Raw genomic sequence first — 22,822 nt, forward strand, 5'->3', positions numbered from 1 at the left:
CCTCCAAAGATGGGTGTCGATAGAGCGACGTCCTTGGAGGCACTCATGGCCCGTACCCGATCATCGCTGCGCCGCGCGCTCGCGGCCGGCCTCACCGTCCTCGCCACCGCGGCGGCGGCCCTGGTCGCGACCGCCGGACCGGCGGCCGCCGCCACCACACCCGGTGTCGACGTCTCCCGCTACCAGGGCACCATCAACTGGACCAGCGTCCGCAACGCGGGCATCCAGTTCGCGTTCATCAAGGCGACCGAGGGCACCAGCTACAAGGACCCGAACTTCAACGCCAACTACGTCAACTCGTACAACGCCGGGGTGATCCGCGGGGCGTACCACTTCGCCCGCCCGAACATCTCCGCCGGCTCCACCCAGGCCAACTACCTGGCCTCCAACGGCGGCGCGTGGTCTGCGGACAGCCGCACCCTCCCGGCCGCGCTGGACATCGAGGGCAACCCGTACAGCGGCGGTTACTGCTACGGGCTCAGCACGACCGGGATGCGCAACTGGGTGCAGGACTTCCTGAACACCTACCGCTCCCGCACCGGCCGGTACGCGGTCATCTACACCACCACGAGCTGGTGGAACCAGTGCACCGGCAGCTGGACCGGCCCGTGGGCGAACCACCCGCTCTGGCTGGCCCGCTGGTCGAGCACCCCCGGTGCCCTGCCGGCCGGCGCGTCGGTGTGGAGCTTCTGGCAGTACACCGCCACCGGCCGCGTCTCCGGGATCAGCGGCGACGTGGACCGCAACTACTGGAACGGCGACCGGAGCCGCCTGATCGCGTTGGCAAACAACACCTGACCGGGCCGTTGGCGGCAGCGGGATCGACGGTCACCACACGGTCGACAATCGGTCCGGCTGCCGCCACACCACCGGGTACGGGTCAGGCCCGCCGCCGGCTCAGGGCCGGCACCACAGCATCCTCACGAGCCAGCGCACCCCGGCGAGTCAACCGCCAGGCAGCCACGCCAAAGCCGGCAACGATCACGACGCCGAGCAGTGCGACGAGCACCGAAACCCCCGCGCTGACCAGCAGCAGGATCGCGTCGCCGAGCGCCACGAGCATCCACAGTGCCAGCCGGGGCCGAGTGTCCCTCCGTCGGTAACCCATGTCGTGCCTCCTTCCGTCGTCGAAGGTCAAGTACCCACGACGACGCAAGGTCATGCGAATGAGTTTCAGTCCTGACGGTCGGGCACGAAACCGGCGGCGATCCGGTCGAAGTTCGGCAGGTTGGCCTGCCAGTCCTTGTCCGCGATCTCCCACCGCATCGCGTAGCCCCGGTTGCTGGCCGTCACGAAACCCCGGTTACGGACGTGGATCCGGGTGCCGTCACGAGTTTCCAGCCACTCCCAGTCGCCGCAGACCTTCCAGAAGTCGCATTCCTTGATGCTGATGTACTTGTAGTCGTTGACGAGGTTCTTGCGGTTCGGCTCCTGGTCCCGCCAGTCGTCGACCGCGCTCTTCAGCGGGCTGTCGGTCCACTGCACAAGCAGCTCACCCGGGCCGTTGGACTGGTCGAAGACGACGGTGTTGCGGCCCGCGCTGCGCCGTACCCAACCGTCGGGAATCGGCAGGGCGAAGCCGCCCGGGTCCCGGTGCAGCTTCCAGCCCGCCGGTAGCGCGTTCGGGTCTACCGAGGGGGTGGCCGAGGCGGACGGACTCGGGGCACCGCTGGTGGGCGGCGGAGGCGCCGCAGCGGTGGTCGGTGCGGCGCCCGAGGTCGCGGCACCACCGGTCGGGTTGGCCTGCGGGGTCTTGTCGTTGTCAGTGGTCAGCATCGGCACGACCACCACGAGGCCGATCAGCAGCAGCGCCACCACGGCACCGATCAGCAGGTTACGCCGGGTGTTGTTCGGCTTCGTGCCATCCGACAGCGGCACCGCCGCGCGCCCGGCCGGACTCACCGGCGGCATGAGCGACGTCGGCGTGGTCGGCTTGCGCTGCTCCGGAGCCACCGGCGGACCGTCGACAACCGTCGGCTCGTCGTCGACGTTCGTCGTACCGTCGCCGCTCGTGTCGGGCGCGGCAGTGACCTTCGCGGTCGGCTCGGCATCGGACGGGTCGGCATCGGACGGACGGTCGACCGCAGCGGTCGGGTCGGCCTGCGCCGCAGCGGTCGGGTCGGCCGGCACCACCGCGGTCGGGTCGGCGACCGCACCGGAGGAAACGACGGCCGTCGGCGTGGCATCGGCGGCGGGGGTCGCGGCGGCAGCAGAGGTGGCCGCCGAGGTGCTCGCGGCGGCGGCCGGCGGCGACACCGGCCGGTCGACACTCTCGGCCGGCCGCGGGGCCGGCACCACCGGCAGGCGCGGCTCGCGCGGACCGTTCGGCCCAGGCCGGCGTACGCCATCGAGCAGGGAGATGCCGCGCGACCGCTTGCCGCCGGCGCGGCGCAGCAACCGCTCCGCCACCTCGGCGGTGATCCGCTCGTTCGGGTCCTTGCGCAACAGCCCGTTGAGGACGGCCTTGAGCGGACCGGCGTTCTTCGGCGGCGGAATCGGCTCGGTGGCCAACGCGGCCAGGGTGCCGATCGCCGACGGCCGGGCGTACGGCGACTTGCCCTCGACCGCCGCGTAGAGCGTCGCGCCCAGCGACCACAGGTCGGCCTCCGGCCCGGCAGTGCCGTCCCGAGCGCGCTCCGGCGAGATGTACGCGGGTGAGCCGAGCACCATGCCGGTGCGGGTCACGTTGGGGTCGCCGGGGATCGTGGCGAGACCGAAATCGGTCAGCACCACCCGACCGTCGTCGCCGAGCAACACGTTGCCGGGCTTCACGTCGCGGTGCATGACACCCGCCTTGTGCGCGGCGCTGAGCGCGCCCAGCACGCCCAGGCCGATCTCCACAGTGCGGGCCACCGACACCGGGCCGTCCTCGGCGAGAGTGTCCTGCAGCGACTTCGACGCCACGTACTCCATGACGATCCACGGATCGCCGTCGGTGCGCAGCACGTCGAAGATGCGGACGACGTTGGCGTGGTTGAGCCGGGCGATGGCCCGCGCCTCCCGCAGCGAGCGCTCACGCATCTCGCGGCGCTCCTCATCGGTGAGGCCGGGCGGCGGCACCAACTCCTTGATGGCGACGTCCCGATGCAGCACCTCGTCGCGCGCCTTCCACACCCGGCCCATGCCGCCCTGGCCGAGCGGCGACAGAAGCCGGTATCGGTCAGCGACGAGTTGGGGAAGCGCGTTCGACATCGGTGAGACGGTACCCGGACCCGCCGACGCTCACACCGCCGGCACGCCACTGTGCGCTTCGGGTAACTTCGCGCCGCGTACCCTGGCGGCATGTCTGCCGAAGAGCCGCTGTTCCGGGTCGTCCGCGGCGTGCCCACCGCCGAGGAGTTGGCCGCTCTGGTGGGGGCGATCATCGTCCGAACCCGTCCGGCCGCCGCTCCCACGCCGGCGACGAAATCCGCCTGGGCGCGCAGCGGTCGACCCGGCGGCTCCCGTGGGTGGCGCGCCGCCGGCCTGCCCCGCTGACCCGAGACCTACCGGTACGGGGGCTGTCAGGGTGGCGTTGAGCCGTTAACCTCACTCAGGGAAACGGTGCCGCTACGGGTAGGGAGGATCCATGATCCCCGAAGAGGACCGGCCAGCACCCTGGCTGCGCGGTTACGGCGGCATCGAAGCCGACATCAGCCAGCTCAGAGAGTTCGCCGACCGGCTCGCCGCCGAGGTCGAGAGCAACTACGCGCCGCACCTGTCGTACATCGCCGAAGACATGTCCGCGAAGCTGCCCAACCCCTGCGACGCCTTCATCGAACTGGTCACCTTCCTGCACGCCCACCACGAGACGCAGCAGGCCACCGCCGACATGGTGTACGCCGTCCGAGGCGCCACCGGCCACCTGGCCGCCGCCGCCGATCAGGTCGCCACCCACTACGCCGACAGCGACGCCTTCACCGCCGCCCGAGTGGTCGACGTGCAACGAGCCCTCGCCAACCCGGCCAGCGTCCTGTCCGGCGGCCCGACGCCAACCCTGACCGACCCGACCAGCCCCGACGCCGAAGGGCCGGTGGTGCTGCCGTGATCGAACGGGGCTCCGGCCGCACCTCCGGCCTCACCGACTGGCACCTCATGGACGTCAACAGCATGTGGGCCTGCCTCCAGGACCACGACACCGCAAACCACTGGAAACAGGTCGCCGGCTGGCGCAAGGCCTGCGACCTGGCGCAAACCCACCTCGGCCGCCTCCAGCAGTACCGACGCGGACTCGCCGAGGCATGGCCCCCCGAAACCAGCGCCGCCTCCGGAACGTACCTCGCCGAACTCGACGAACTCATCGACAAGGTGCAGCGCACCCACGACGCCGCCGCCGCGAACTACACCGCGCTCTCCGCCGCGACCCAGGCCATCGGCACCACCCGCGCCGCACTCCGCAAGATCTACGAGGAGTACGCGACCAAGTTCCAGCAGAAGCAGGCGTACGAGTCGATGGTCGCCGACCCGAAAGCGGTGATGGGCAACCGGGCTACCACGCCGCCTGTTGCTGATGGGGACCTGGAACGGCTGAACGTGCAGGCCCGATCCATGATGTTCAACCTGAGCGGCGAACTCCAACAAGCCCAAGCAACCCTACAAAAACCACCCCCGCCACCACGTCGACCAGGCCATCAGCCAAATGATCCTGACGTCTATGACACGAGCGCGCAGAGTCCGGTCATTCCCCCGGTCGTCGCAGTGCCGATGGCACCAGTAGCGCCGCCGTCGCAAACTCCGACAACGACTCCTGCAGGACCTACGCCTCCCCTGACTCCCGCGAGCGTCGGCCCTGTGCTGGGTGGGGTAGGTGCGGCCTTAACACCGAGCACGTCAAGCCCAAGTCCAGTTGGGTTGGCGAGCCCTCCGCCAGCGTCCCCAGGCGCCCCCCTCGGCCCGCCGCCCGGCATGTCAGTGCGACCCGTTGGCGAGTTGGCCCCCCACCCGCCGTCAGGATCAATCGGCAGGCCGCAGGCTGGGGCGGAAAGCTCTACCCATCGATCGACGCCCCCGGTTTCCAACAAAGCCATTCCACCGGGAGGCATCATCGGAGGTCCACCATCAATCGGTTTGGGCCAGCCCGGGTCAGGGCCGAACTCAGCCCGCCGCGTCAACCCGATTGGCGGCGTAATTGGGGGTGGGGCTGCGGGCACAGCACCTAGCGGAGGAGCTGGTTCTCGACCTGGCGCGGGTCGCAGCTTTTCAGCGGCACAGAGCATCCCACCAATCGGCGGTGGCCCCGGCCTGACGAGTCCCGGCTATATGCAGTCAAACCCTGCGCGGCCGAGCACCCGCAGACAGACTGATAACAGCGCACGCCACTGGGACCCCGATAACCCGTGGGAGATTGAAAAGGGGGTGACTCCGGTAGTCCGGCCACCCGACGACGAAGGACCTATTGATCCTGGCCCGGCTATCGGCTTCTCGCGGTAATGCGACTCATTACCCGAGCCATTCTGGTCACACTGGTCCTGCCAATCACGGGCCTCGGGCCAACCACGGAGGATTGGCCGTATTCGACACATGGCATGGTAGGGCCCGACCAAGCCGAGCGCATTCGAGACGACCAGTGGCATCTTCGCTTCCTGAACGTTTCTCGAGCACAGACGGTCAGCCAGGGCGAGGGAGTCATCGTCGCGGTTCCGGATACTGGCGTTGATCCTCACCCCGATCTTAAAAAGAATCTACTCAAGGGCACAGACACCGTAGCGGGTGGCTTGGGAGATGGTCAGCAGGACTCGAACAGTCACGGCACGAGCATGGCGGGGTTAATTGCGGCGCATGGCAGGGGCACGAGTTCAGGCGCACTCGGCATTGCGCCTAAATCTAAAATACTTCCAATAAAGGCGGCTAGCGCAGACAACTTCGGCGAAGCCGATGATCTCGCTGCAGCCGTAGAATATGCGATAGCCAGCAACGCTCAAGTCATTAGCATCTCGAGCGGGGGCGCATCGACACCGCGCCTCGTCCGGGCAATCAAATCCGCCCTCGCGGCAAACATCATAGTTGTGGCATCAGTGGGTAACTCACCCCACAGCCCAACTGCGTATCCGGCCAGCGAGGAGGGTGTTATCGCGGTTGGAGGTGTCGATCGCGCCGGACAGCATGCCGCCATCTCGGTCACCGGACCGAATATCGATGTGGTCGCTCCTGCGGTTGACATCTACAGCACCAGCTACGGCGGGAAATACTCGAAGGGGACTGGCACCTCGAGCGCGACGGCGATCGTTGCGGGCGCGGCTGCGTTGATCAGGTCCAAGTACCCGTATCTGCCGGCCCGGGAGGTGGCGCACCGGCTCACGGCCACCGCCGTCGACAAGGGCCCTCCTGGGCGTGACGACGAGTACGGCTACGGGGTAATCGATCTTGTGGCGGCGCTGACGGCAGACGTACCGCCGCTCGGGTTTGAATCGGTGAGCGCTCCGGCCGGTGCTGGCCCGACCACGACGGCCGGCGCTCAACCGGGTGATGAGAGCGATGGCGCGACCGCGCGTGGCCTGGCCACCCTCGGTGTGCTCGTGGCTGCCGGGGTTGGGTGGGCCGTGATAGCGCGGCGACGCCGGCGTGGTGATGATCCGCCGCCCAGGATCAGTCGCTGATTGATCAGCGAAGCGGTGGTCCACTCGACTTTCAGGAAACCGCGCCCGCTCGACTGCCCGACCACATGGCCGCGCTGGGCGGGGCGTCGGTCTTGGTGGAGGGCTGGGCGGTAACGTCGGGTTGGTGTCTGAGACTTTGCCGCTCCGCCTCGTGCTCGCATCGGCGAGCCCTGCCCGTCGTAAGTTGCTCCAGGCTGCTGGCGTCGAGCCGGAGGTGCTGGTCAGTGGGGTGGATGAGTCCCTGGTGGTGACCGAGCGGGCCGAGGAGTTGTGCCTGGAGTTGGCTCGCCTGAAGGCGCAGGCGGTGTTGACCCGGCTGAACCCGACCGCCGATCAACGGACGTTGGTGATCGGCTGCGACTCGGTGCTCGCCTTCGACGGGGAGATCCTCGGCAAGCCGGCGGATGCGGCTGACGCGACCCGGCGGTGGCTGCGGATGCGGGGACGCAGCGGTGTTCTGCACAGCGGGCACTGCCTGGTCGACGTTGCTGCGGGCCGGCGCGCAGAGGCGGTCGCGTCGACCACTGTCCACTTCGCTGACATCAGTGACGACGAGATCGCCGCGTACGTGGCCACTGGTGAGCCGCTGGCGGTAGCCGGCGCGTTCACGATCGACGGGCTGGGTGGGCCGTTCGTGGAGCGGATCGAGGGTGACCCGGGGACGGTGGTCGGGCTGTCGATGCCGCTGCTGCGCCGGCTCCTCGCCGAGCTGGATCTGCGGATCACCGACCTGTGGACGACTGTCGCGCCGGGCGGCCAAACGGTCGAGCCGCTCGGTAACGTCCGGTCATGACCACCAAGTCGATCCCGCTCACCAACGAGCTGCACGCCTATCTGGTCGCACACGGCTCCCCGCCGGACGAGATCATCCTTGACCTGGCCGAGGAGACCCGGTCGGTGCTGCCGGAGCACGCCACCATGCAGGTGGCACCGGAGCAGGCCGCGTTCCTGACGTTCCTCACCCGGCTGCTCGACGTGCGGCAGGCCGTCGAGGTCGGCACGTTCACCGGGCTCTCGTCGTTGGCGATCGCCCGCGGGTTGCCCGAGGGTGGGCGACTGACCTGCTTCGACATCTCCGAGGAGTTCACCGGCATCGCCCGACGTTATTGGGCGCGGGCCGGCGTGCAGGATCTGATCGACCTGCGCATCGGCCCGGCCGCAGACGGGCTGCGGGAGTTGCCGCACGAGCGGCACCTGGACTTCGCGTTCATCGACGCGGACAAGACCGGCTACCCGATCTACTGGGCGAAGTTGGTGCCCCGGATGCGTCCGGGTGGGGTGATCGCCGTCGACAACGTGTTGCGGGGCGGGCGGGTCATCGCCCCGCAGGACGCCAATGACCGGGCCATCGCCGCGTTCAACGACGAGGTTCTCGCGGACGTGCGGGTGGACCCGGTGATGCTGCCGATCGCGGACGGCCTGACCCTCGCCCGGGTCCGCTGACCGTCGGCAACCACCGAACACGGCTGTTGGGGTGTCCCCACCCAGGGACACCCCAATAGCAAAAGCCAGCGTCAGCGGACGCTGCGGGCGAACTGGCGGGCGGCCCAGTAGACGCCCAGCGCGGCGAGGACCGCGGTGATGCTGAGGCCCTGCCAGACCTTGTCGCTGCCCAGGTCACCGGCGAACAGTGCCCGGGTGCCGTCGACCGCCCAGGAGAACGGGTTCCAGTTGGCGATGCCCTGCAGCCAGCCGGGTGCGAAGGTCAGCGGCAGCAGGATGCCGGAGAGCAGCAGCACCGGCTGCGCCACGGTGTTCATCAGCGGGGCCAGCGCGTCCTCACTCTTGACCTTGAGGGCGACGCCGTAGGAGACGGCCGAGGTCATGAGGGCGATCAGGGCGAGCATCAGGTACGCCAGCAGCAGGTCCCCGATGAACACCCGTAGGTCGAAGATGAGCGCCAAGAGCGTGATGATGACCGCCTGCACCAGGAGCGAGACCACGTCGCGCAGCGAGCGGCCGAGCAGGAGGGCGAGCCGGCTGATCGGGGTGACCCGGGAGCGTTCGATGACGCCGGCTCGCAGCTCGGCGATCAGGCCGAAGCCTTGGAACAGGCCACCGAAGATGGCCAGCAGCACCAGCAGACCCGGTACGAAGATCTTGTAGGCGGCGGCCTGGGTGGGCGCGTTCAGTGCGGGCTTGAGCAGCGGGGCGAAGAGCAGCAGGTACATGACCGGCTGGAACACGCCGACGAAGACCCAGACCGGGTTGCGTAGCAGGAGTTGGATCTGGCGCTGGAAGATCAGCCACGTGTCACGGGCGAATTTCATGAGAGTCGTCTCCGGTGGTCAGGACTCGCGCAGCGAGCGGCCGGTCTTGGTGAGGAAGACGTCGTCCAGGCTGGGTCGGTGCAGCTCGATCGAGCGCAGCTCCAGCCCGGCGTGGTCGAGTCGGCGCAGCACCTGCGGAATGGCGGTGGCCCCCTCGTCGACGTAGAGGCGCAGGCCGCCCTCGTCGACCGTCTCCAGCTTGTTGACGTACGGCTCGCCGTCGAGCGTCTGGGCGGCCTGCGGGGTGGCGGCCAGGTCGAGACCGACCAGCACCACGTCGCCGGAGATCTCCCGCTTGAGCTCGGTTGGTGTGCCCTCGGCCACCACCTCGCCGTTGTCCATGATCGCGATCCGGTCGCAGAGCGCGTCGGCCTCGTCCAGGTAGTGCGTGGTGATGAAGACGGTCATCCCGTCGGCGCGGAGCCGGCGGATCTCGTCCCACATGTGGGCGCGGCTCTGCGGGTCGAGGCCGGTGGTCGGCTCGTCCAGGAAGACGATCTTCGGCTCGTGGATGATGCCGAGGGCGATCTCCACCCGGCGACGCTGGCCGCCGGAGTAGGTCTTGCACTTGCGGTCGGCGTACTCGGTGAGCTGGAAGGCGTCCAGTGCGCGGGCGGCACGCCGCTGCGCGTCGGCCTTGCTGATGCCGTACATCCGGGCGTGCAGCACCAGCTCTTCGCGGGCGGTGGACTCGTCCCAGGTGCTGCCGCCCTGCGGGACGTACCCGATGCGGCGGCGCACCTCGGCCGGGTCCTTGCGCAGGTCGGCGCCCGCAATGGTGGCCTCGCCGCCGTCCGGCTCGATCAGCGTGGCGAGCATCCGCAGCGTGGTGGTCTTGCCGGCGCCGTTCGGGCCGAGGAAGCCGAAGATCTCGCCCTTGGCAACGTCAAGGTCGACGCCCCGCACGGCGTCCACCGTCTTCGTCTCTCGACCCGCGCGGGAGCGGAACGACTTCCGCAGCCCCCTGGTCTCGATCATTTCTGCTCCTGGTCGTTCGGGCCGGTCGGGCCGGCCGTCGAGTGGGACGACGCCGGACGGCGCACTCCCCCGCTGTGCCGCCAGCAGGCTAACGCGATATAGCTTTTTTAGTCAACGTTGATTAATCCGCGTTGGTGTCGGACGGCTCCAGACCGTCCCTCCACCCCGACCAACCCTGCGCTTCATCCAGCTCAGCAGGCAGGTACGACACTCCGGAATCGATCCGCTCCGCGATTCGCTCGCACCAGCTCATCTCCGCCTCCGCCCGCGCCGACCACAACTCGAACATCCAGCCCACGTGCGCCGGCTTGCGGTTGCGCACCCAGTCCGACTCCAGCGAGGCGCGCATGGACTCGACGCCGGCGCGCAGCAGGTTGGCCCGGTTACGCAGGGCGGCGGCCGCCTCGGCGCGTGGCATGGCCGGCAGGAAGGAGAAGGCCGCCACGAACGGGTCGACGGGCTCGCTGATGGTCCACCAGGAGTTGCGCAGCAGCGTCTCGAACTCGTCCTCCCCCTTGACCGTCACCTCGTACGTGGTCCGTGCCGGACGGGCCCCCACCTGCTCGGTCGCGACGGCGCGGAGCAGCCCTTCCTCGGTGAGCTTGCGCAGGGCGTGATAGATCGATCCGGGCTGTACGTTCGCCCACTTGTCGGCGCTCCAGCTCAGCAGCTCACGGCGTACGTCGTAGCCGTGCACGGGCTGCATCCACCGCACCAGACCGAGAATCATCATCCGAGTCGAAGACACCCGACAAGCGTAATAGCCAAGTTTGACTAAACCGTGGCCGGCTCAGTGCGGCATCCCACACTGAGCGATCGTTAGGGCCGCCGTGGGTGGCCGATACACTCCCCGTCAGTAACCTGCCCGGGAGGAGCCACGAAGGTGCGCAAGGTACTCATCGCCAACCGCGGCGAGATCGCCGTCCGGGTGATCCGCGCGTGCCGCGACGCCGGCCTGGGCAGCGTCGCCGTGTACGCGGACTCCGACCGCGACGCCCTGCACGCCACCCTCGCGGACGAGGCGTACGCGCTCGGCGGGGACAGCGCGACCGAGACCTACCTGCGCATCGACAAGCTGCTCGACGTCGCCGCTCGGGCCGGCGCCGACGCCGTACACCCGGGTTACGGCTTCCTCAGTGAGAACGCCGACTTCGCCCAGGCCGTCATCGACGCCGGGCTGACCTGGATCGGCCCCACCCCGCAGGCGATCCGCGACCTGGGCGACAAGGTCACCGCCCGGCACATCGCCCAGCGGGCCGGCGCACCGCTGGTCCCCGGCACCCCGGACCCGGTGGCCAGCCCGGACGAGGTGATGGCCTTCGCCGTCGACCACGGCCTGCCGGTCGCCATCAAGGCCGCCTTCGGTGGCGGCGGGCGCGGCCTCAAGGTCGCCCGCACGATGGAGGAGATCCCCCAGCTGTTCGAGTCGGCCACCCGGGAGGCGGTCGCGGCGTTCGGTCGGGGCGAGTGCTTCGTCGAGCGGTACCTCGACCAGCCCCGGCACGTCGAGGCGCAGGTCCTCGCCGACCAGCACGGCAACGTGATCGTGGTGGGCACCCGGGACTGCTCGTTGCAGCGGCGTCACCAGAAGCTCGTCGAGGAGGCGCCCGCGCCGTTCCTCACCGACGCCCAGCGCGCGCAGATCCACGAGAGCGCCAAGGCGATCTGCCGCGAGGCCGGCTACCACGGCGCCGGCACCGTGGAATACCTGGTCGGCGTCGACGGCACCATCTCCTTCCTGGAGGTCAACACCCGACTTCAGGTCGAGCACCCGGTCACCGAGGAGACCGCCGGCGTCGACCTGGTCCGCGAGCAGTTCCGGATCGCCGACGGCGAGAAACTGCGGATCACGGAGGACCCGACGCCGCGCGGGCACGCGATCGAGTTCCGGATCAACGGCGAGGACCCGGGCCGCAACTTCCTGCCCGCCCCCGGCACTGTCACCGCGCTACGCCTGCCCAGCGGGCCGGGTGTGCGGGTCGACACCGGCATCTCGGCCGGCGACGTGATCGGTGGCAACTTCGACTCACTGCTCGCCAAGGTGATCATCACGGGTGAGACGCGGACCGAGGCGCTGGAGCGCGCCCGCCGCGCGTTGGACGAGATGGTCCTCGACGGGATGGCCACCGCGCTGCCGTTCCACCGGCTCGTCGTGCGGGACGAGGCGTTCACCGCCGAGCCGTTCACAGTGCACACCCGGTGGATCGAGACCGAGTTCCACAACACCGTGCCGCCGTTCACCTCCGCCGTCGGCGCCGCCGACGCGCCGGCCGAACGCGACACCGTCGTGGTCGAGGTGGGCGGCAAGCGCATCGAGGTCAGCCTCCCCGCCGGCTTCGGCGGGAGTACGACCACCGCGGCACCCGCCGCCCGCAAGCCGACCCGGCGCGGCGGCGCCAAGGCCGGTGCCCCGGTCGGCGGCGACGCGCTCGCCTCGCCGATGCAGGGCACCATCGTCAAGATCGCGGTGGCGGACGGCGACACGGTGGCCGAGGGCGACCTGGTCGTGGTGCTGGAGGCGATGAAGATGGAGCAGCCGCTGCACGCGCACAAGGCGGGCACGGTCAGCGGTCTCAGCGCCGAGGTCGGCGCCGTGATCACGGCCGGTGCCCCCATCTGCACCATCGCCTGAGCGCCCGACTCTGCACCATCGCCTGAGCGCCCGGCGGGCGGTCAGCGCAGGGCTTCGGCGGCGACCGCGCGGACGGCGGCGGTCAGGGCGTTCAGCACGTCCGACTCCAGCCGCCAGTGCTGCCAGTACAGCGGAACGTCGAGGTGTCGGCCCGGCGCGAGGTCGACACAGCGACCGGTGGTCAGGTCGGCCTGGGCGATCTGTTCCGGTACCAGACCCCAACCCAACCCGAGACGGATCGCCTCGCTGAACGCCGGCACCGACGGCACGTAGTGCACCGGCGGGTCGAGCGGTCGGCCGACCACCGCCCGGATGAACCGGTGTTGCACCAGGTCCTTCCGGTCGAAGACCGCCAGCGGGGTGCTCGCCAGCGCGGCTGCGGTGAATCCCTCGCCGAAGTAAGACGCCGCGAATTCCGGGGTGGCCAACGCGCGGTAGCGCGTGACCCCGAGCCGCAGCACCCGGCAGCCCTGCACGGCCTCCCGCTGGGCGGTGACCGCCGCCGTCACCGAACCGTCGCGGAGCAGCTCGGCGGTGTGGTCCTGATCGTCCTGCCGCAGGTCGAACGAGAGCCCGGCCCGCTGCGGCAGCCGGGCCAGCGCGGCGGGAAACCAGGTGGCCAGCGAGTCCGCGTTGACCACCACGGCGACCCGGATCCGGCCACCGCCGGCCAGCGGGCCGCGGGCATCGGTCAGCGCCTCCCGTTCGAGCAGCGCGAGCTGGCCGGCCAGGCGCAGCAGCGGGCGGCCGGCGTCGGTGGCCACGCACGGACGGGCGCGGCGGACCAGCACCTGGCCGACAGTTTCCTCCAGCGCCTTGATCCGTTGGCTCACCGCCGACGGCGTGACGTGCAGCAGCCGGGCCGCCGCGTCGAAGCTGCCCTCCGCCACCACCGCCGCGAGTGTCCGTAGCTGCGCCGAGTCGAGACCATCCATCAGCTCAGCTTAAGTTGCGTGAGAATCTTTAGTTGGACTGGTGGCCCTCCACGGTCCTAGCGTCGACTGCGTGCTCATTTCCGCCGTCGCCGGCTTCTCGATCTCCATCGCGCTCATCGTCGCCATCGGCGCCCAGAACGCCTTCGTCCTGCGCCAGGGCCTGCGACGCGAGCACGTCGTACCCGTGGTGCTGACCTGCGCCGCGTCGGACGCGCTGCTGATCATGGCGGGAGTGGCCGGGGTCGGTTCGCTGGTGACCGGCCGACCCGGCCTCATGATGGCGATCCGCTGGGGCGGTGCGGCCTTCCTGCTCTGCTACGCGGCGCTCGCCGCCCGCCGCGCCCTGCGTCAGGGCGCTCTGCTGCCCACCGAGCGGCCGCCGGCCACGTTGGGGGCGACCCTGCTCGCCTGCGCCGCCTTCACCTACCTGAACCCGCACGTCTACCTGGACACCGTGCTGCTCCTGGGCAGCGTGGCCCAACAACACCCGCACCGGTGGGTCTTCGGCGCCGGTGCGGCCCTGGCCAGCGTGGTCTGGTTCAGCGCGCTCGGCGTCGGCGCGCAGCGCCTCGCGCCGCTGCTCGCCCGCGCCGTCGCCTGGCGGGTGCTCGACGCTGTCATCGCCGCCGTGATGGCCGGGCTCGCCGTGGCACTTCTGCTGGGCTGACCGGTCTGCGCCCGGCCGGGCTCGCCGTGGCACTCCTGATGTGAGTGTTTTCCGCGACCACCGGCGGTGGAACCGGCCGCGAGCGGGAATGATTGTCGGGTGCGGTTCCTTCACGGCGCGGCTCCCGCGCACGACCTGACCTATACCGACGTCTTCATGGCGCCGGCCCGCTCCGACCTGGGCTCCCGACTCGACGTCGACCTCTCCACCGGCGACGGCACCGGCACCACCATTCCGTTGGTGGTGTCGAACATGACCGCGGTCGCCGGACGGCGGATGGCGGAGACGGTGGCCCGCCGGGGTGCGATCACGGTGATTCCGCAGGACATCCCGATCGAGGTGGTGGCGAACGTCGTCGCCTGGGTCAAGCAGCGGCACCTCGTCTACGACACCCCCATCACGCTGGGCCCGACCGAGACCGTGGGCGATGCCATCCACCTGCTGCCCAAGCGCTCGCACGGTGCGGTGATCGTGGTCGACGACGCCGGCCGGCCGATGGGTGTGGTCACCGAGGCGGACACCACGGGCGTGGACCGCTTCGCGCAACTGCGTCACGTGATGTCCACCGAGCTGCACACCGTCCCGGCGGACGCGGATCCTCGTACCGGTTTCGATCTGCTCTCGGCGGGCCGTCGCCGACTCGCCCCGGTGGTGGACGCCGAGGGCCGGCTGATCGGGGTGCTGACCCGACAGGGCGCGCTGCGCGCCACCCTCTACACACCGGCCGTGGACGACCGGGGTCGGCTTCGGATCGCGGCGGCCGTCGGGATCAACGGGGACGTGACCGGCAAGGCCGCGGCGCTGCTGGAAGCGGGGGTGGACACGTTGGTGGTGGACACCGCGCACGGCCACCAGGCACGGATGATCTCCGCACTTCAGGCGGTCCGGAAGCTCGACCCGGGGGTGCCGGTGGCGGCCGGCAACGTGGTCACCGCCGAGGGCGTACGCGACCTGGTGGAGGCGGGGGCGGACATCATCAAGGTCGGCGTCGGCCCAGGGGCGATGTGCACCACCCGGATGATGACCGGCGTGGGTCGACCGCAGTTCTCCGCCGTGCTCGACTGCGCGGCCGCCGCCCGCCAACTGGGCCGGCACGTGTGGGCCGACGGCGGGGTGCGACACCCCCGGGACGTGGCGCTCGCGCTCGCCGCCGGCGCGTCGAACGTGATGATCGGCTCCTGGTTCGCCGGCACCTACGAGTCCCCCGGCGACCTCTACACCGACGCGGACGGCCGGCGGTACAAGGAGAGCTTCGGAATGGCCTCGGCTCGGGCGGTCAGCGCCCGAACCGCCGACGACAGCCCGTACGACCGGGCTCGCAAGGCGGTCTTCGAGGAGGGCATCTCCTCGGCCCGGATGCACCTGGACCCGGCCCGCCCCGGTGTCGAGGACCTGATCGACGAGATCATCGCGGGGGTACGCAGCGCCTTCACCTACGCCGGCGCACGGGACCTGACCCAGTTCCACGAGCGGGCCATCGTCGGCGTGCAGAGCGCCGCCGGCTTCACCGAAGGAATGCCCCTCCCCACCAGCTGGTAACCCCACCACCCACCCACCTCGTTGATCATGAAGTTATTGCCTTCCGCTTCGGCGTGTCATGGCAATAACTTCATGATCAACCGGGGTGGCCGGTGGGTGGGGTTAGGTGGAGAGTCGGCGTAGGACGGCGCGGGCTGCCTCGCGGGGGTTGTCGCCCACGCGGTCGGGCAGTGCGCCGGCCAGCCAGAGCGTGGCGAAGCCGTGCGCGATCGACCAGGCCGCGAGCGAGTCCCGGTCGGTGTCGGCGGGTGCGCCGCCGCCGGACAGCGCCGCCACCCCGGAGCGGAGCGCGGTGCCGGCCCGGCCCCGCGCCGCGATCAGCTCGGCGTCGTCGGCCCGGTAGAGCTCCGGCCGGAACATCACCTCGAAGTACGCCCGGCGAGTGACGGCGAAGTCGACGTACGCGACGCCGGCCTCCAACAGGTCGTCATCCGCCTCGGTCAACGTCTGGGCCAACAGGTCGAAGCCCTGCGCGGCGAGCGCGGCGAGCAGGCCCGCCTTGTCGCCGAAGTGGTGCGCGGGCGCGGCGTGCGAGACACCGGCCCGGCGGGCCAGGTCGCGCAGGCTCAGCGCGGCCGGGCCGACCTCCTCGACGGCCTCCAGCGCCGCGGCGAGCAGGGCGCGGCGCAGATCGCCGTGATGGTAGGCGCGGGTGTCGGTCATGCACGAATCCTATCTTGCCATTGACAAGATGAAGCCTCGAAGCGCAATCTTGTCACTGACAAGTTTTACGGAGGAGGATTCCGATGGCACCCCTGATCGCCTTGATCGTCGGCACCGCGCTGGCCCGAATCGCCGGCCTTGCCGGCATCTCCGCACTGGACGGCTGGCATCCCGCGCTGCGCGTCGGGCTGGCCGTGATGTTCGCGCTCACCGCCGTCGCGCACTTCGTCGGCCAGCGCCGCGCCGACCTGATCGCGATGGTCCCGCCCCGACTGCCCCGGCCGGACCTGCTGGTCACCGTGACCGGCGTGCTGGAGCTGGTCGGCGCGGTCGGCCTCCTGGTGCCGGCGACCGCCCGGGTCGCGGCGGCCGGGCTCGGCCTGCTCATGCTCGCCATGTTCCCGGCCAACGTCTCGGCCGCCCGCCGCGAACTGACCCTCGCCGGCCGCCCGGTCACCCCGCTCGCCCAGCGAACCGCCCTGCAGATCGTGTTCGTTGCCACCGCTGCGGCAATTTCGTTTGGCCCCTGACTATCAGGAAGCTAACCTGCTTGTCGTGGAACTCGTGACCCTCCAGGACGTGCCGCTCGGCCGGCTGCTGGTGGTGGCCGGGCACCTGGTCGGGCAGCGGTGGAACCGCTACCTCGCCGAGGAGCACGGCCTCACCCAGGCCGGCATGATCACCCTGATGACGCTCGCCCGACACGGCGAGTTGCCGCATCGGGCGGTCGCCGAGAAGGGGTTCGTCCGCCCGGCGACCCTGACCGGCATCGTCGACACACTCGAGCGCGACGGTCTGGTCGAGCGGCGGCGCGACGACAACGACCGACGCAGCATCCGACTCGCCATCACCCCCACCGGGCGGGAACGGGTGGCCGCACTCGACGCGCTCATGCACTCCGGACGGCCCCTCACCTCGGTCGACGCCGACCCGGCGAAGGCCCAGGTGATCCGAGAGTTCCTGCTTGAGGTCATCGGCAGCGGAGACGACCCGCGGATGACCGGACGCCCCACCGAAACGAAGGACGCGGCGTGCTGATCCGACTCCTGCGCGGCCAACTGCGCACCTATCAGAGACCGTTGCTGGCGGTCGTGCTGCTCCAGTTCGTGGGCACCATGGCCTCGCTCTACCTGCCCAGCCTCAACGCGGACATCATCGACCAGGGGGTGGCCCGGGGCGACACCGACTACATCGTGCGCACCGGCGGCTGGATGCTGCTGGTCAGCCTGATCCAGATCGTCTGCTCGATCGCCGCCGTCTACCTGGGCGCCCGGGTCGCGATGGGCTTCGGCCGCGACGTACGCGCCGAGCTGTTCGGGCACGTCAACCGCTTCTCCGCCCGCGAGGTGGCCCGGTTCGGGGCACCGTCGCTGATCACCCGCAACACCAACGACGTGCAGCAGGTGCAGATGCTCGTGCTGATGAGCTGCACGATGCTCGTCGCCGCACCGATCATGAGCGTCGGCGGCGTGTTCATGGCGCTGCGTGAGGACGTCGGACTCTCCTGGCTGATGCTGGTCAGCGTGCCGGTGCTGGCCATCGCCCTCGGCGCGATCATCCGTCGGATGGTGCCGGGCTTCCGGCTGATGCAGACCCGCATCGACACTGTCAACCGGGTGCTGCGGGAGCAGATCACCGGCATCCGGGTGGTCCGCGCGTTCGTCCGCGAGCCGTATGAGACGGACCGCTTCGGCGTCGCCAACGCCGACCTGACCGCCACCGCGCTGCGTACCGGTCGGTTGCTGGCGTTGATCTTCCCGGTGGTCATGCTGGTGCTGAACGTCTCCAGCGTGGCGGTGCTCTGGTTCGGCGCGCAGCGGGTGGACGCCGGCGCGATCCAGGTCGGCGCGCTCACCGCGTTCCTGCAGTACCTGATGCAGATCCTGATGGCGGTCATGATGGCCACCTTCATGCTGATGATGGTGCCGAGGGCGGCGGTCTGCGCCGAGCGGATCGTCGAGGTGCTGGACACCGACTCCTCGGTGGTCCCGGCCGCCGCGCCGGTCACCGAGCTGCCCACCCGAGCCGAGTTGGAGCTGCGCGGGGTGCGCTTCCAGTACCCGGGCGCGGTGGAGCCGGTGCTGCGTGACATCTCCTTCCGGGCGACCCCGGGCACCACCACGGCGATCATCGGCAGCACCGGCGCGGGCAAGACGACGCTGCTGTCGCTGATCCCCCGCCTGGTCGACGTCACCGACGGCGCGGTGCTGGTCGACGGGGTGGACGTACGGGAGCTGGCGCCGGACGAGCTGTGGCGACGCATCGGCCTGGTGCCGCAGCGGCCGTACCTGTTCACCGGGACGGTCGCCAGCAACCTGCGCTACGGCAACCCGGACGCCACTGACGAGGAACTGTGGACGGCGCTGGAGATCGCCCAGGCCCGGGACTTCGTGGCCCAGATGCCCGGCGGGCTGGACGCCCCGATCGCCCAGGGCGGCACCACCGTCTCCGGTGGGCAGCGGCAGCGCCTGGCCATCGCCCGGGCCCTGGTCCGGCAACCGGAGATCTACCTCTTCGACGACTCGTTCTCCGCGCTCGACCTGGGCACCGACGCGCGGCTGCGAGCGGCCCTGCGGCCGGTCACCGCGCAGGCGGCGGTGGTGATCGTGGCCCAGCGGGTCTCCACGATCATCGACGCCGATCAGATCATCGTCCTGGAAAACGGAGGGGTCGTCGGAGTGGGACGACATGCGGAGTTGTTGGACACCTGCCCGACGTACGCCGAGATCGTGGCCTCGCAGCAGACCTCGGAGGTGGCGGCATGAGCGAGCGTGACGAGCCGCGCACCGCGGCCGTACCCAGTCAGAAGCCGGCCGGCGACGGACGGACGTCGGATGAGCCGGCGCAGCAACCCGGCGGGGAAACCGCGTCCGCGACCGGCAGCGGCGCGGCGACGCCGAAGCGGCTGCCGCCCGGCCGTCAGGGGGGCGGTCCGGGATGGATGAGCGCCGGAATGCCCGCCGAGAAGTCGATGAACTTCGGGCCGTCGGCCCGACGTCTGCTCGGCCGGCTGCGCTCGCACCGACTGCACCTGGCCGCGATCATCACGTTGGCAGTGGTGAGCGTCGGGTTCAGCGTGGCCGGGCCGAAGATCCTCGGCCACGCCACCGACGTGATCTTCAACGGGGTGATCGGCCGGCAACTGCCGGCCGGCAGCACCGCCGAACAGGCCGTCGCGGCGGCCCGGGCCAGCGGCAACGACAGCTTCGCCGACATGCTGGCCCGGATGGACGTGGTGCCCGGGGTGGGCATCGACTTCGGCGCCCTGAGTCGGGTGCTGCTGCTGGCGCTCGGGCTCTACCTGGCGGCGAGCCTGCTGTCCTGGTGGCAGGGTTGGCTGCTCAACGGGGTGGTCCAGCGCACGGTGCTGCGGCTGCGCGCCGAGGTGGAGGAGAAGCTCAACCGGCTGCCGCTGCCCTACTTCGACAGGCAGCCGCGCGGTGAGTTGCTCAGCCGGGTCACCAACGACATCGACAATATCTCCACCAGCCTCCAGCAGACCCTCAGCCAGTTGCTCACCTCGCTGCTGACCGTCGTCGGCGTGCTGGCCGTGATGTTCTGGATCTCGCCGGTGCTGGCCCTGGTGGCCCTGGTCGCGGTGCCGTTGTCGGTGCTGGTCACCCAGCGCATCGCCAAGCGCTCACAGAAGCAGTTCATCGCCCAGTGGACGCACACCGGCGAGTTGAACGGCCAGATCGAGGAGGCGTACACCGGTCATGAGCTGGTGAAGGTCTTCGGCCGGCAGCGTGAGGTGGAGGCCGCGTTCCACGCGAAGAACGAGGAGTTGTTCCGGGCCAGCTTCGGGGCACAGTTCATCTCCGGGATCATCATGCCGTCGATGATGTTCATCGGAAACCTGAGCTACGTGGCGATCGCCGTGGTCGGCGGGCTGCGGGTCGCCTCCGGCACGATGAGCCTCGGCGACGTGCAGGCGTTCATCCAGTACTCCCGCCAGTTCACCCAGCCGCTCACCCAACTCGCCTCGATGGCCAACCTGCTCCAGTCCGGGGTGGCCTCGGCCGAGCGGGTCTTCGCGGTGCTCGACGCGGACGAGCAGACCCCCGACCCGGTCGCGCCGGCCCGGGTCATCGACCCGCACGGTCGGGTCGAGTTCGAGCACGTCTCGTTCCGCTACGAGCCGGACAAGCCGCTGATCGACGACCTGTCGCTGGTCGCCGAGCCCGGACACACGGTAGCCATCGTCGGCCCGACCGGCGCCGGCAAGACCACCCTGGTCAACCTGGTGATGCGGTTCTACGAGCTGGACGCCGGCCGGATCACGCTCGACGGGGTGGACATCACCACGATGCGCCGCGACGACCTGCGCGGCCGGATCGGCATGGTGCTCCAGGACACCTGGCTGTTCGGCGGCACCATCCGGGACAACATCGCCTACGGGCGGCCGGACGCGACCGAGGAGGAGATCCTCGCCGCCGCCCGGGCCACCTTCGTGGACCGGTTCGTGCGCAGCCTGCCCGACGGCTACGACACCGTCATCGACGAGGAGGGCAGCAACGTCAGCGCCGGCGAGAAGCAGCTCATCACCATCGCGCGGGCGTTCCTCGCCGAGCCGTCACTGCTGATCCTCGACGAGGCCACCAGCTCGGTGGACACCCGCACCGAGGTGCTGCTGCAACGGGCGATGGCCGCGCTGCGCTCGGACCGGACCAGCTTCGTGATCGCGCACCGGCTCTCCACCATCCGCGACGCCGATCTGATCCTGATGATGGAGGACGGTCGGATCGTCGAGCAGGGCACCCACGAGCAGTTGCTCGCCGCCCAGGGCGCGTACCACCGGCTCTACCGCTCGCAGTTCACCGGCGCGGTGGTCGACGAGGAACCGGCCGCCCAACCGGCGTCGGTCTGAGGTCGGACGGCCGTGCGCGCGAGACGATCGGTGGGCGTGTCAGTCCGACGGCAGCAGGTCGGCCGCGCGGGCGGCGACCTGCCCGCCGATCAGGGCGAGAGCCGCGCCGGCGGGCATCGGCGCCAGGGCGCGGCCGCCGCGCAGGCGCAGCGCGAGGTGCCCGTCGGCCACCTCCCGGGCACCCAACACCCCGAGGTACGGGACGCGGCGGCGGGCCGCGTCCCGTACCCGGGCGCCCAGCGAGCCGGCGGCGTCGACCTCGACCCGCAGGCCGGCGTCGCCCGCCCGGCGGGCCAGGTCGGCCGCCGCGTCGACCTGGCCGTCGTCGACCGGCAGCAGCACCAACTGGACGGGCGCGTACCAGGCCGGGAACGCCCCCTCGTGCACCTCGATGAGGTACGCGAACAGCCGCTCCATGCTGCCGACCAGGCTGCGGTGCACCATGACCGGCCGACGCCGGCTGCCGTCCGAGTCGGTGTACGACAGGTCGAACCGTTCCGGCTTGTCGAAGTCCAGTTGGATGGTGGAGATGGTCGACTCCCGACCGGCGGCGTCGACGATCTGAATGTCGATCTTCGGGCCGTAGAAGGCAGCCTCCCCCGGTGCCTCGACGTACTCCACCCCGGCCAGCGCCTCCCGGAGCAACTCCTCGGCGCGAGCCCACTGGACGTCGTCGCCGACGTACTTCTCGCCCGGCCCGCGCAGCGACAGCCGGAACCCGGCAGGCCGGACACCGAGCGCGGCGTGCGCGGCACGGATCAGCCCGAGGATCTCGACGACCTCCGCGCCGACCTGCTCGGGGGCGCAGAAGGTGTGCGCGTCGTTGAGCGAGATGGCGCGCACCCGGGACAGCCCGCCGAGCACACCGGAGCGCTCCGAGCGGTACATCCCGCCCAGCTCCGCGATCCGCAACGGCAACTCCCGGTAGGAACGGCCCCGCGCCCGGAAGACCAACGCGTGATGCGGGCAGAGCGCCGGCCGGAGCACGAACTCGTCGTCGGCGCTCAGCCGCATCGGCGGGAACATGTCGTCGGCGAAGTAGCCGAGATGGCCGGAGAGTTCGAAGAGTTCCCGCTTGCCAAGTGGCGGCGAGTAGACGTGCTGGTGGCCGGAGCGGCGCTCCAACTCCCGGACGTACTCCTCGACGGCGTGCCGGGCGGCGGCGCCGGCCGGCAGCCAGATCGGCAGGCCGGCGCCGGCCAGCGGGTCGGAGACGAAGAGGTCCAGCTCGCGGCCGAGCCTACGGTGGTCGATCATGTCGGGCTCCTGGATCGGGTACGACCCGGAGGCGACCTGAGCTCCGTTCGGCGCGCTGCCCTCGGGGGCGGATCGCCCCGGGGCCTGGTCGACGGTGGTTACGTCAGAGCGGCGCGCCGGGGACACCCGGCGTCGTGGTCATCACTACCGCGCTGCGCATACGGCGACCGTACCCGCGCGACGTTCGGGGACGCACCCGGATTTGCGGCGGAGGGGTGGGCCGCCGGCGCGGGACCCGCCGGCGGCCCTGGCGGCCGAATCGTCAGGAACGGGGGACCCGACGGGCATGGCCGCGCCGACAACGGTACGCCGACGAACGTCGTTCCGCCGCCCGCCTCGGACGGGTGGAACAGCCTCCGGACCCGTCACCCGGCAGCGACCGGCCTCGTTGTAGCCGGGTGGCCCAGTCGTGTCGACGGTCACGACGGGCCGGGGCCGT

Annotated in this window: 21 protein-coding genes; 13 read left to right on the plus strand and 8 right to left on the minus strand. The window is 70.4% G+C overall.

Annotation, left to right across the window (positions count from 1 at the left end):
• Nucleotides 1–45 precede the first annotated feature (45 nt).
• Nucleotides 46–798, plus strand: coding sequence for a GH25 family lysozyme (locus ABZ794_RS08705; protein WP_210784428.1), 753 nt, complete (start codon nucleotides 46–48; stop codon nucleotides 796–798).
• 82 nt (nucleotides 799–880) lie between these two features.
• Here the strand turns inward: ABZ794_RS08705 and ABZ794_RS08710 are convergent, their stop codons facing one another.
• Nucleotides 881–1,108 carry a hypothetical protein gene (locus ABZ794_RS08710; protein WP_210784429.1) on the minus strand — a complete coding sequence of 76 codons (228 nt, stop codon included), beginning with the start codon at nucleotides 1,106–1,108 and terminating at the stop codon, nucleotides 881–883.
• Between the two features lie 65 nt (nucleotides 1,109–1,173).
• On the minus strand, nucleotides 1,174–3,192 hold the full coding sequence (locus ABZ794_RS08715; protein WP_210784430.1) for a serine/threonine-protein kinase: 2,019 nt from the start codon (nucleotides 3,190–3,192) through the stop codon (nucleotides 1,174–1,176).
• Nucleotides 3,193–3,282: 90 nt separating this feature from the next.
• Between ABZ794_RS08715 and ABZ794_RS08720 the strand changes: the two genes are divergently transcribed.
• The 5 genes from ABZ794_RS08720 (at nucleotide 3,283) to ABZ794_RS08740 (ending at nucleotide 8,018) form a co-directional block, all read left to right on the plus strand.
• Nucleotides 3,283–3,477, plus strand: coding sequence for an acyl-CoA carboxylase subunit epsilon (locus tag ABZ794_RS08720; RefSeq protein ID WP_210784431.1), 195 nt, complete (start codon nucleotides 3,283–3,285; stop codon nucleotides 3,475–3,477).
• Between the two features lie 91 nt (nucleotides 3,478–3,568).
• Nucleotides 3,569–4,027, plus strand: a complete 459-nt coding sequence (locus ABZ794_RS08725; protein ID WP_210784432.1) for a hypothetical protein — start codon at nucleotides 3,569–3,571, stop codon at nucleotides 4,025–4,027.
• Between the two features lie 1,477 nt (nucleotides 4,028–5,504).
• Entirely contained in the window at nucleotides 5,505–6,575 is a 1,071-nt protein-coding gene (locus ABZ794_RS08730) for a S8 family serine peptidase (protein WP_357514909.1), read from the plus strand.
• A 124-nt stretch (nucleotides 6,576–6,699) separates the two neighbouring features.
• Entirely contained in the window at nucleotides 6,700–7,368 is a 669-nt protein-coding gene (locus ABZ794_RS08735) for a Maf family protein (RefSeq protein ID WP_210784434.1), read from the plus strand.
• Nucleotides 7,365–8,018 (plus strand): O-methyltransferase, encoded by a 654-nt coding sequence (locus tag ABZ794_RS08740; protein WP_357514910.1) that lies wholly within the window; start codon nucleotides 7,365–7,367, stop codon nucleotides 8,016–8,018. The genes ABZ794_RS08735 and ABZ794_RS08740 overlap by 4 nt, the downstream gene beginning before the upstream one ends.
• Before the next feature lie 71 nt (nucleotides 8,019–8,089).
• Here the strand turns inward: ABZ794_RS08740 and ABZ794_RS08745 are convergent, their stop codons facing one another.
• From ABZ794_RS08745 to ABZ794_RS08755, 3 genes are all read right to left on the minus strand, one after another.
• Nucleotides 8,090–8,845 (minus strand): ABC transporter permease, encoded by a 756-nt coding sequence (locus tag ABZ794_RS08745; RefSeq protein WP_124823257.1) that lies wholly within the window; start codon nucleotides 8,843–8,845, stop codon nucleotides 8,090–8,092.
• 18 nt (nucleotides 8,846–8,863) lie between these two features.
• Nucleotides 8,864–9,823 (minus strand): ATP-binding cassette domain-containing protein, encoded by a 960-nt coding sequence (locus tag ABZ794_RS08750; protein WP_112601935.1) that lies wholly within the window; start codon nucleotides 9,821–9,823, stop codon nucleotides 8,864–8,866.
• A gap of 121 nt (nucleotides 9,824–9,944) precedes the next feature.
• Entirely contained in the window at nucleotides 9,945–10,556 is a 612-nt protein-coding gene (locus ABZ794_RS08755) for a PadR family transcriptional regulator (protein ID WP_357514966.1), read from the minus strand.
• A 150-nt stretch (nucleotides 10,557–10,706) separates the two neighbouring features.
• Here ABZ794_RS08755 and ABZ794_RS08760 point away from each other — a divergent pair, with 150 nt between their 5' ends.
• Entirely contained in the window at nucleotides 10,707–12,455 is a 1,749-nt protein-coding gene (locus ABZ794_RS08760; RefSeq protein WP_357514911.1) for a biotin carboxylase N-terminal domain-containing protein, read from the plus strand.
• A 41-nt stretch (nucleotides 12,456–12,496) separates the two neighbouring features.
• On the opposite strand, the gene ABZ794_RS08765 is transcribed toward ABZ794_RS08760, so the two are convergent.
• Entirely contained in the window at nucleotides 12,497–13,390 is an 894-nt protein-coding gene (locus ABZ794_RS08765) for a LysR family transcriptional regulator ArgP (protein ID WP_210784437.1), read from the minus strand.
• Nucleotides 13,391–13,460: 70 nt separating this feature from the next.
• On the opposite strand from ABZ794_RS08765, the gene ABZ794_RS08770 reads away from it, so the two are divergent.
• The gene (locus tag ABZ794_RS08770; protein ID WP_357514913.1) at nucleotides 13,461–14,057 is read left to right on the plus strand and encodes a LysE/ArgO family amino acid transporter; all 597 of its coding nucleotides are present in this window, start codon (nucleotides 13,461–13,463) and stop codon (nucleotides 14,055–14,057) included.
• Between the two features lie 99 nt (nucleotides 14,058–14,156).
• Nucleotides 14,157–15,596, plus strand: coding sequence for a GuaB1 family IMP dehydrogenase-related protein (locus ABZ794_RS08775; protein ID WP_210784439.1), 1,440 nt, complete (start codon nucleotides 14,157–14,159; stop codon nucleotides 15,594–15,596).
• Nucleotides 15,597–15,698: 102 nt separating this feature from the next.
• Here ABZ794_RS08775 and ABZ794_RS08780 read toward each other — a convergent pair whose 3' ends face one another.
• Nucleotides 15,699–16,259, minus strand: coding sequence for a WHG domain-containing protein (locus ABZ794_RS08780; RefSeq protein WP_357514915.1), 561 nt, complete (start codon nucleotides 16,257–16,259; stop codon nucleotides 15,699–15,701).
• Nucleotides 16,260–16,342: 83 nt separating this feature from the next.
• Between ABZ794_RS08780 and ABZ794_RS08785 the strand changes: the two genes are divergently transcribed.
• The 4 genes from ABZ794_RS08785 (at nucleotide 16,343) to ABZ794_RS08800 (ending at nucleotide 21,126) form a co-directional block, all read left to right on the plus strand.
• A complete protein-coding gene (locus tag ABZ794_RS08785) occupies nucleotides 16,343–16,789 on the plus strand; it encodes a DoxX family membrane protein (RefSeq protein WP_210784441.1) in 447 nt (148 codons plus the stop codon).
• A 25-nt stretch (nucleotides 16,790–16,814) separates the two neighbouring features.
• Complete coding sequence (locus ABZ794_RS08790; RefSeq protein ID WP_210784442.1) at nucleotides 16,815–17,297, plus strand: MarR family winged helix-turn-helix transcriptional regulator; 483 nt, start codon at nucleotides 16,815–16,817, stop codon at nucleotides 17,295–17,297.
• The gene (locus ABZ794_RS08795) at nucleotides 17,291–19,024 is read left to right on the plus strand and encodes an ABC transporter ATP-binding protein (protein ID WP_210784443.1); all 1,734 of its coding nucleotides are present in this window, start codon (nucleotides 17,291–17,293) and stop codon (nucleotides 19,022–19,024) included. The genes ABZ794_RS08790 and ABZ794_RS08795 overlap by 7 nt, the downstream gene beginning before the upstream one ends.
• Nucleotides 19,025–19,212: 188 nt before the next feature.
• On the plus strand, nucleotides 19,213–21,126 hold the full coding sequence (locus tag ABZ794_RS08800; RefSeq protein ID WP_357514968.1) for an ABC transporter ATP-binding protein: 1,914 nt from the start codon (nucleotides 19,213–19,215) through the stop codon (nucleotides 21,124–21,126).
• Nucleotides 21,127–21,165: 39 nt separating this feature from the next.
• Here ABZ794_RS08800 and thrS read toward each other — a convergent pair whose 3' ends face one another.
• The gene (gene thrS / locus ABZ794_RS08805; protein ID WP_210784444.1) at nucleotides 21,166–22,383 is read right to left on the minus strand and encodes a threonine--tRNA ligase; all 1,218 of its coding nucleotides are present in this window, start codon (nucleotides 22,381–22,383) and stop codon (nucleotides 21,166–21,168) included.
• Nucleotides 22,384–22,822 lie beyond the last annotated feature (439 nt).

This window comes from Micromonospora sp. NPDC047187, from assembly GCF_040643355.1.
Lineage (GTDB): Bacteria > Actinomycetota > Actinomycetes > Mycobacteriales > Micromonosporaceae > Micromonospora > Micromonospora salmantinae.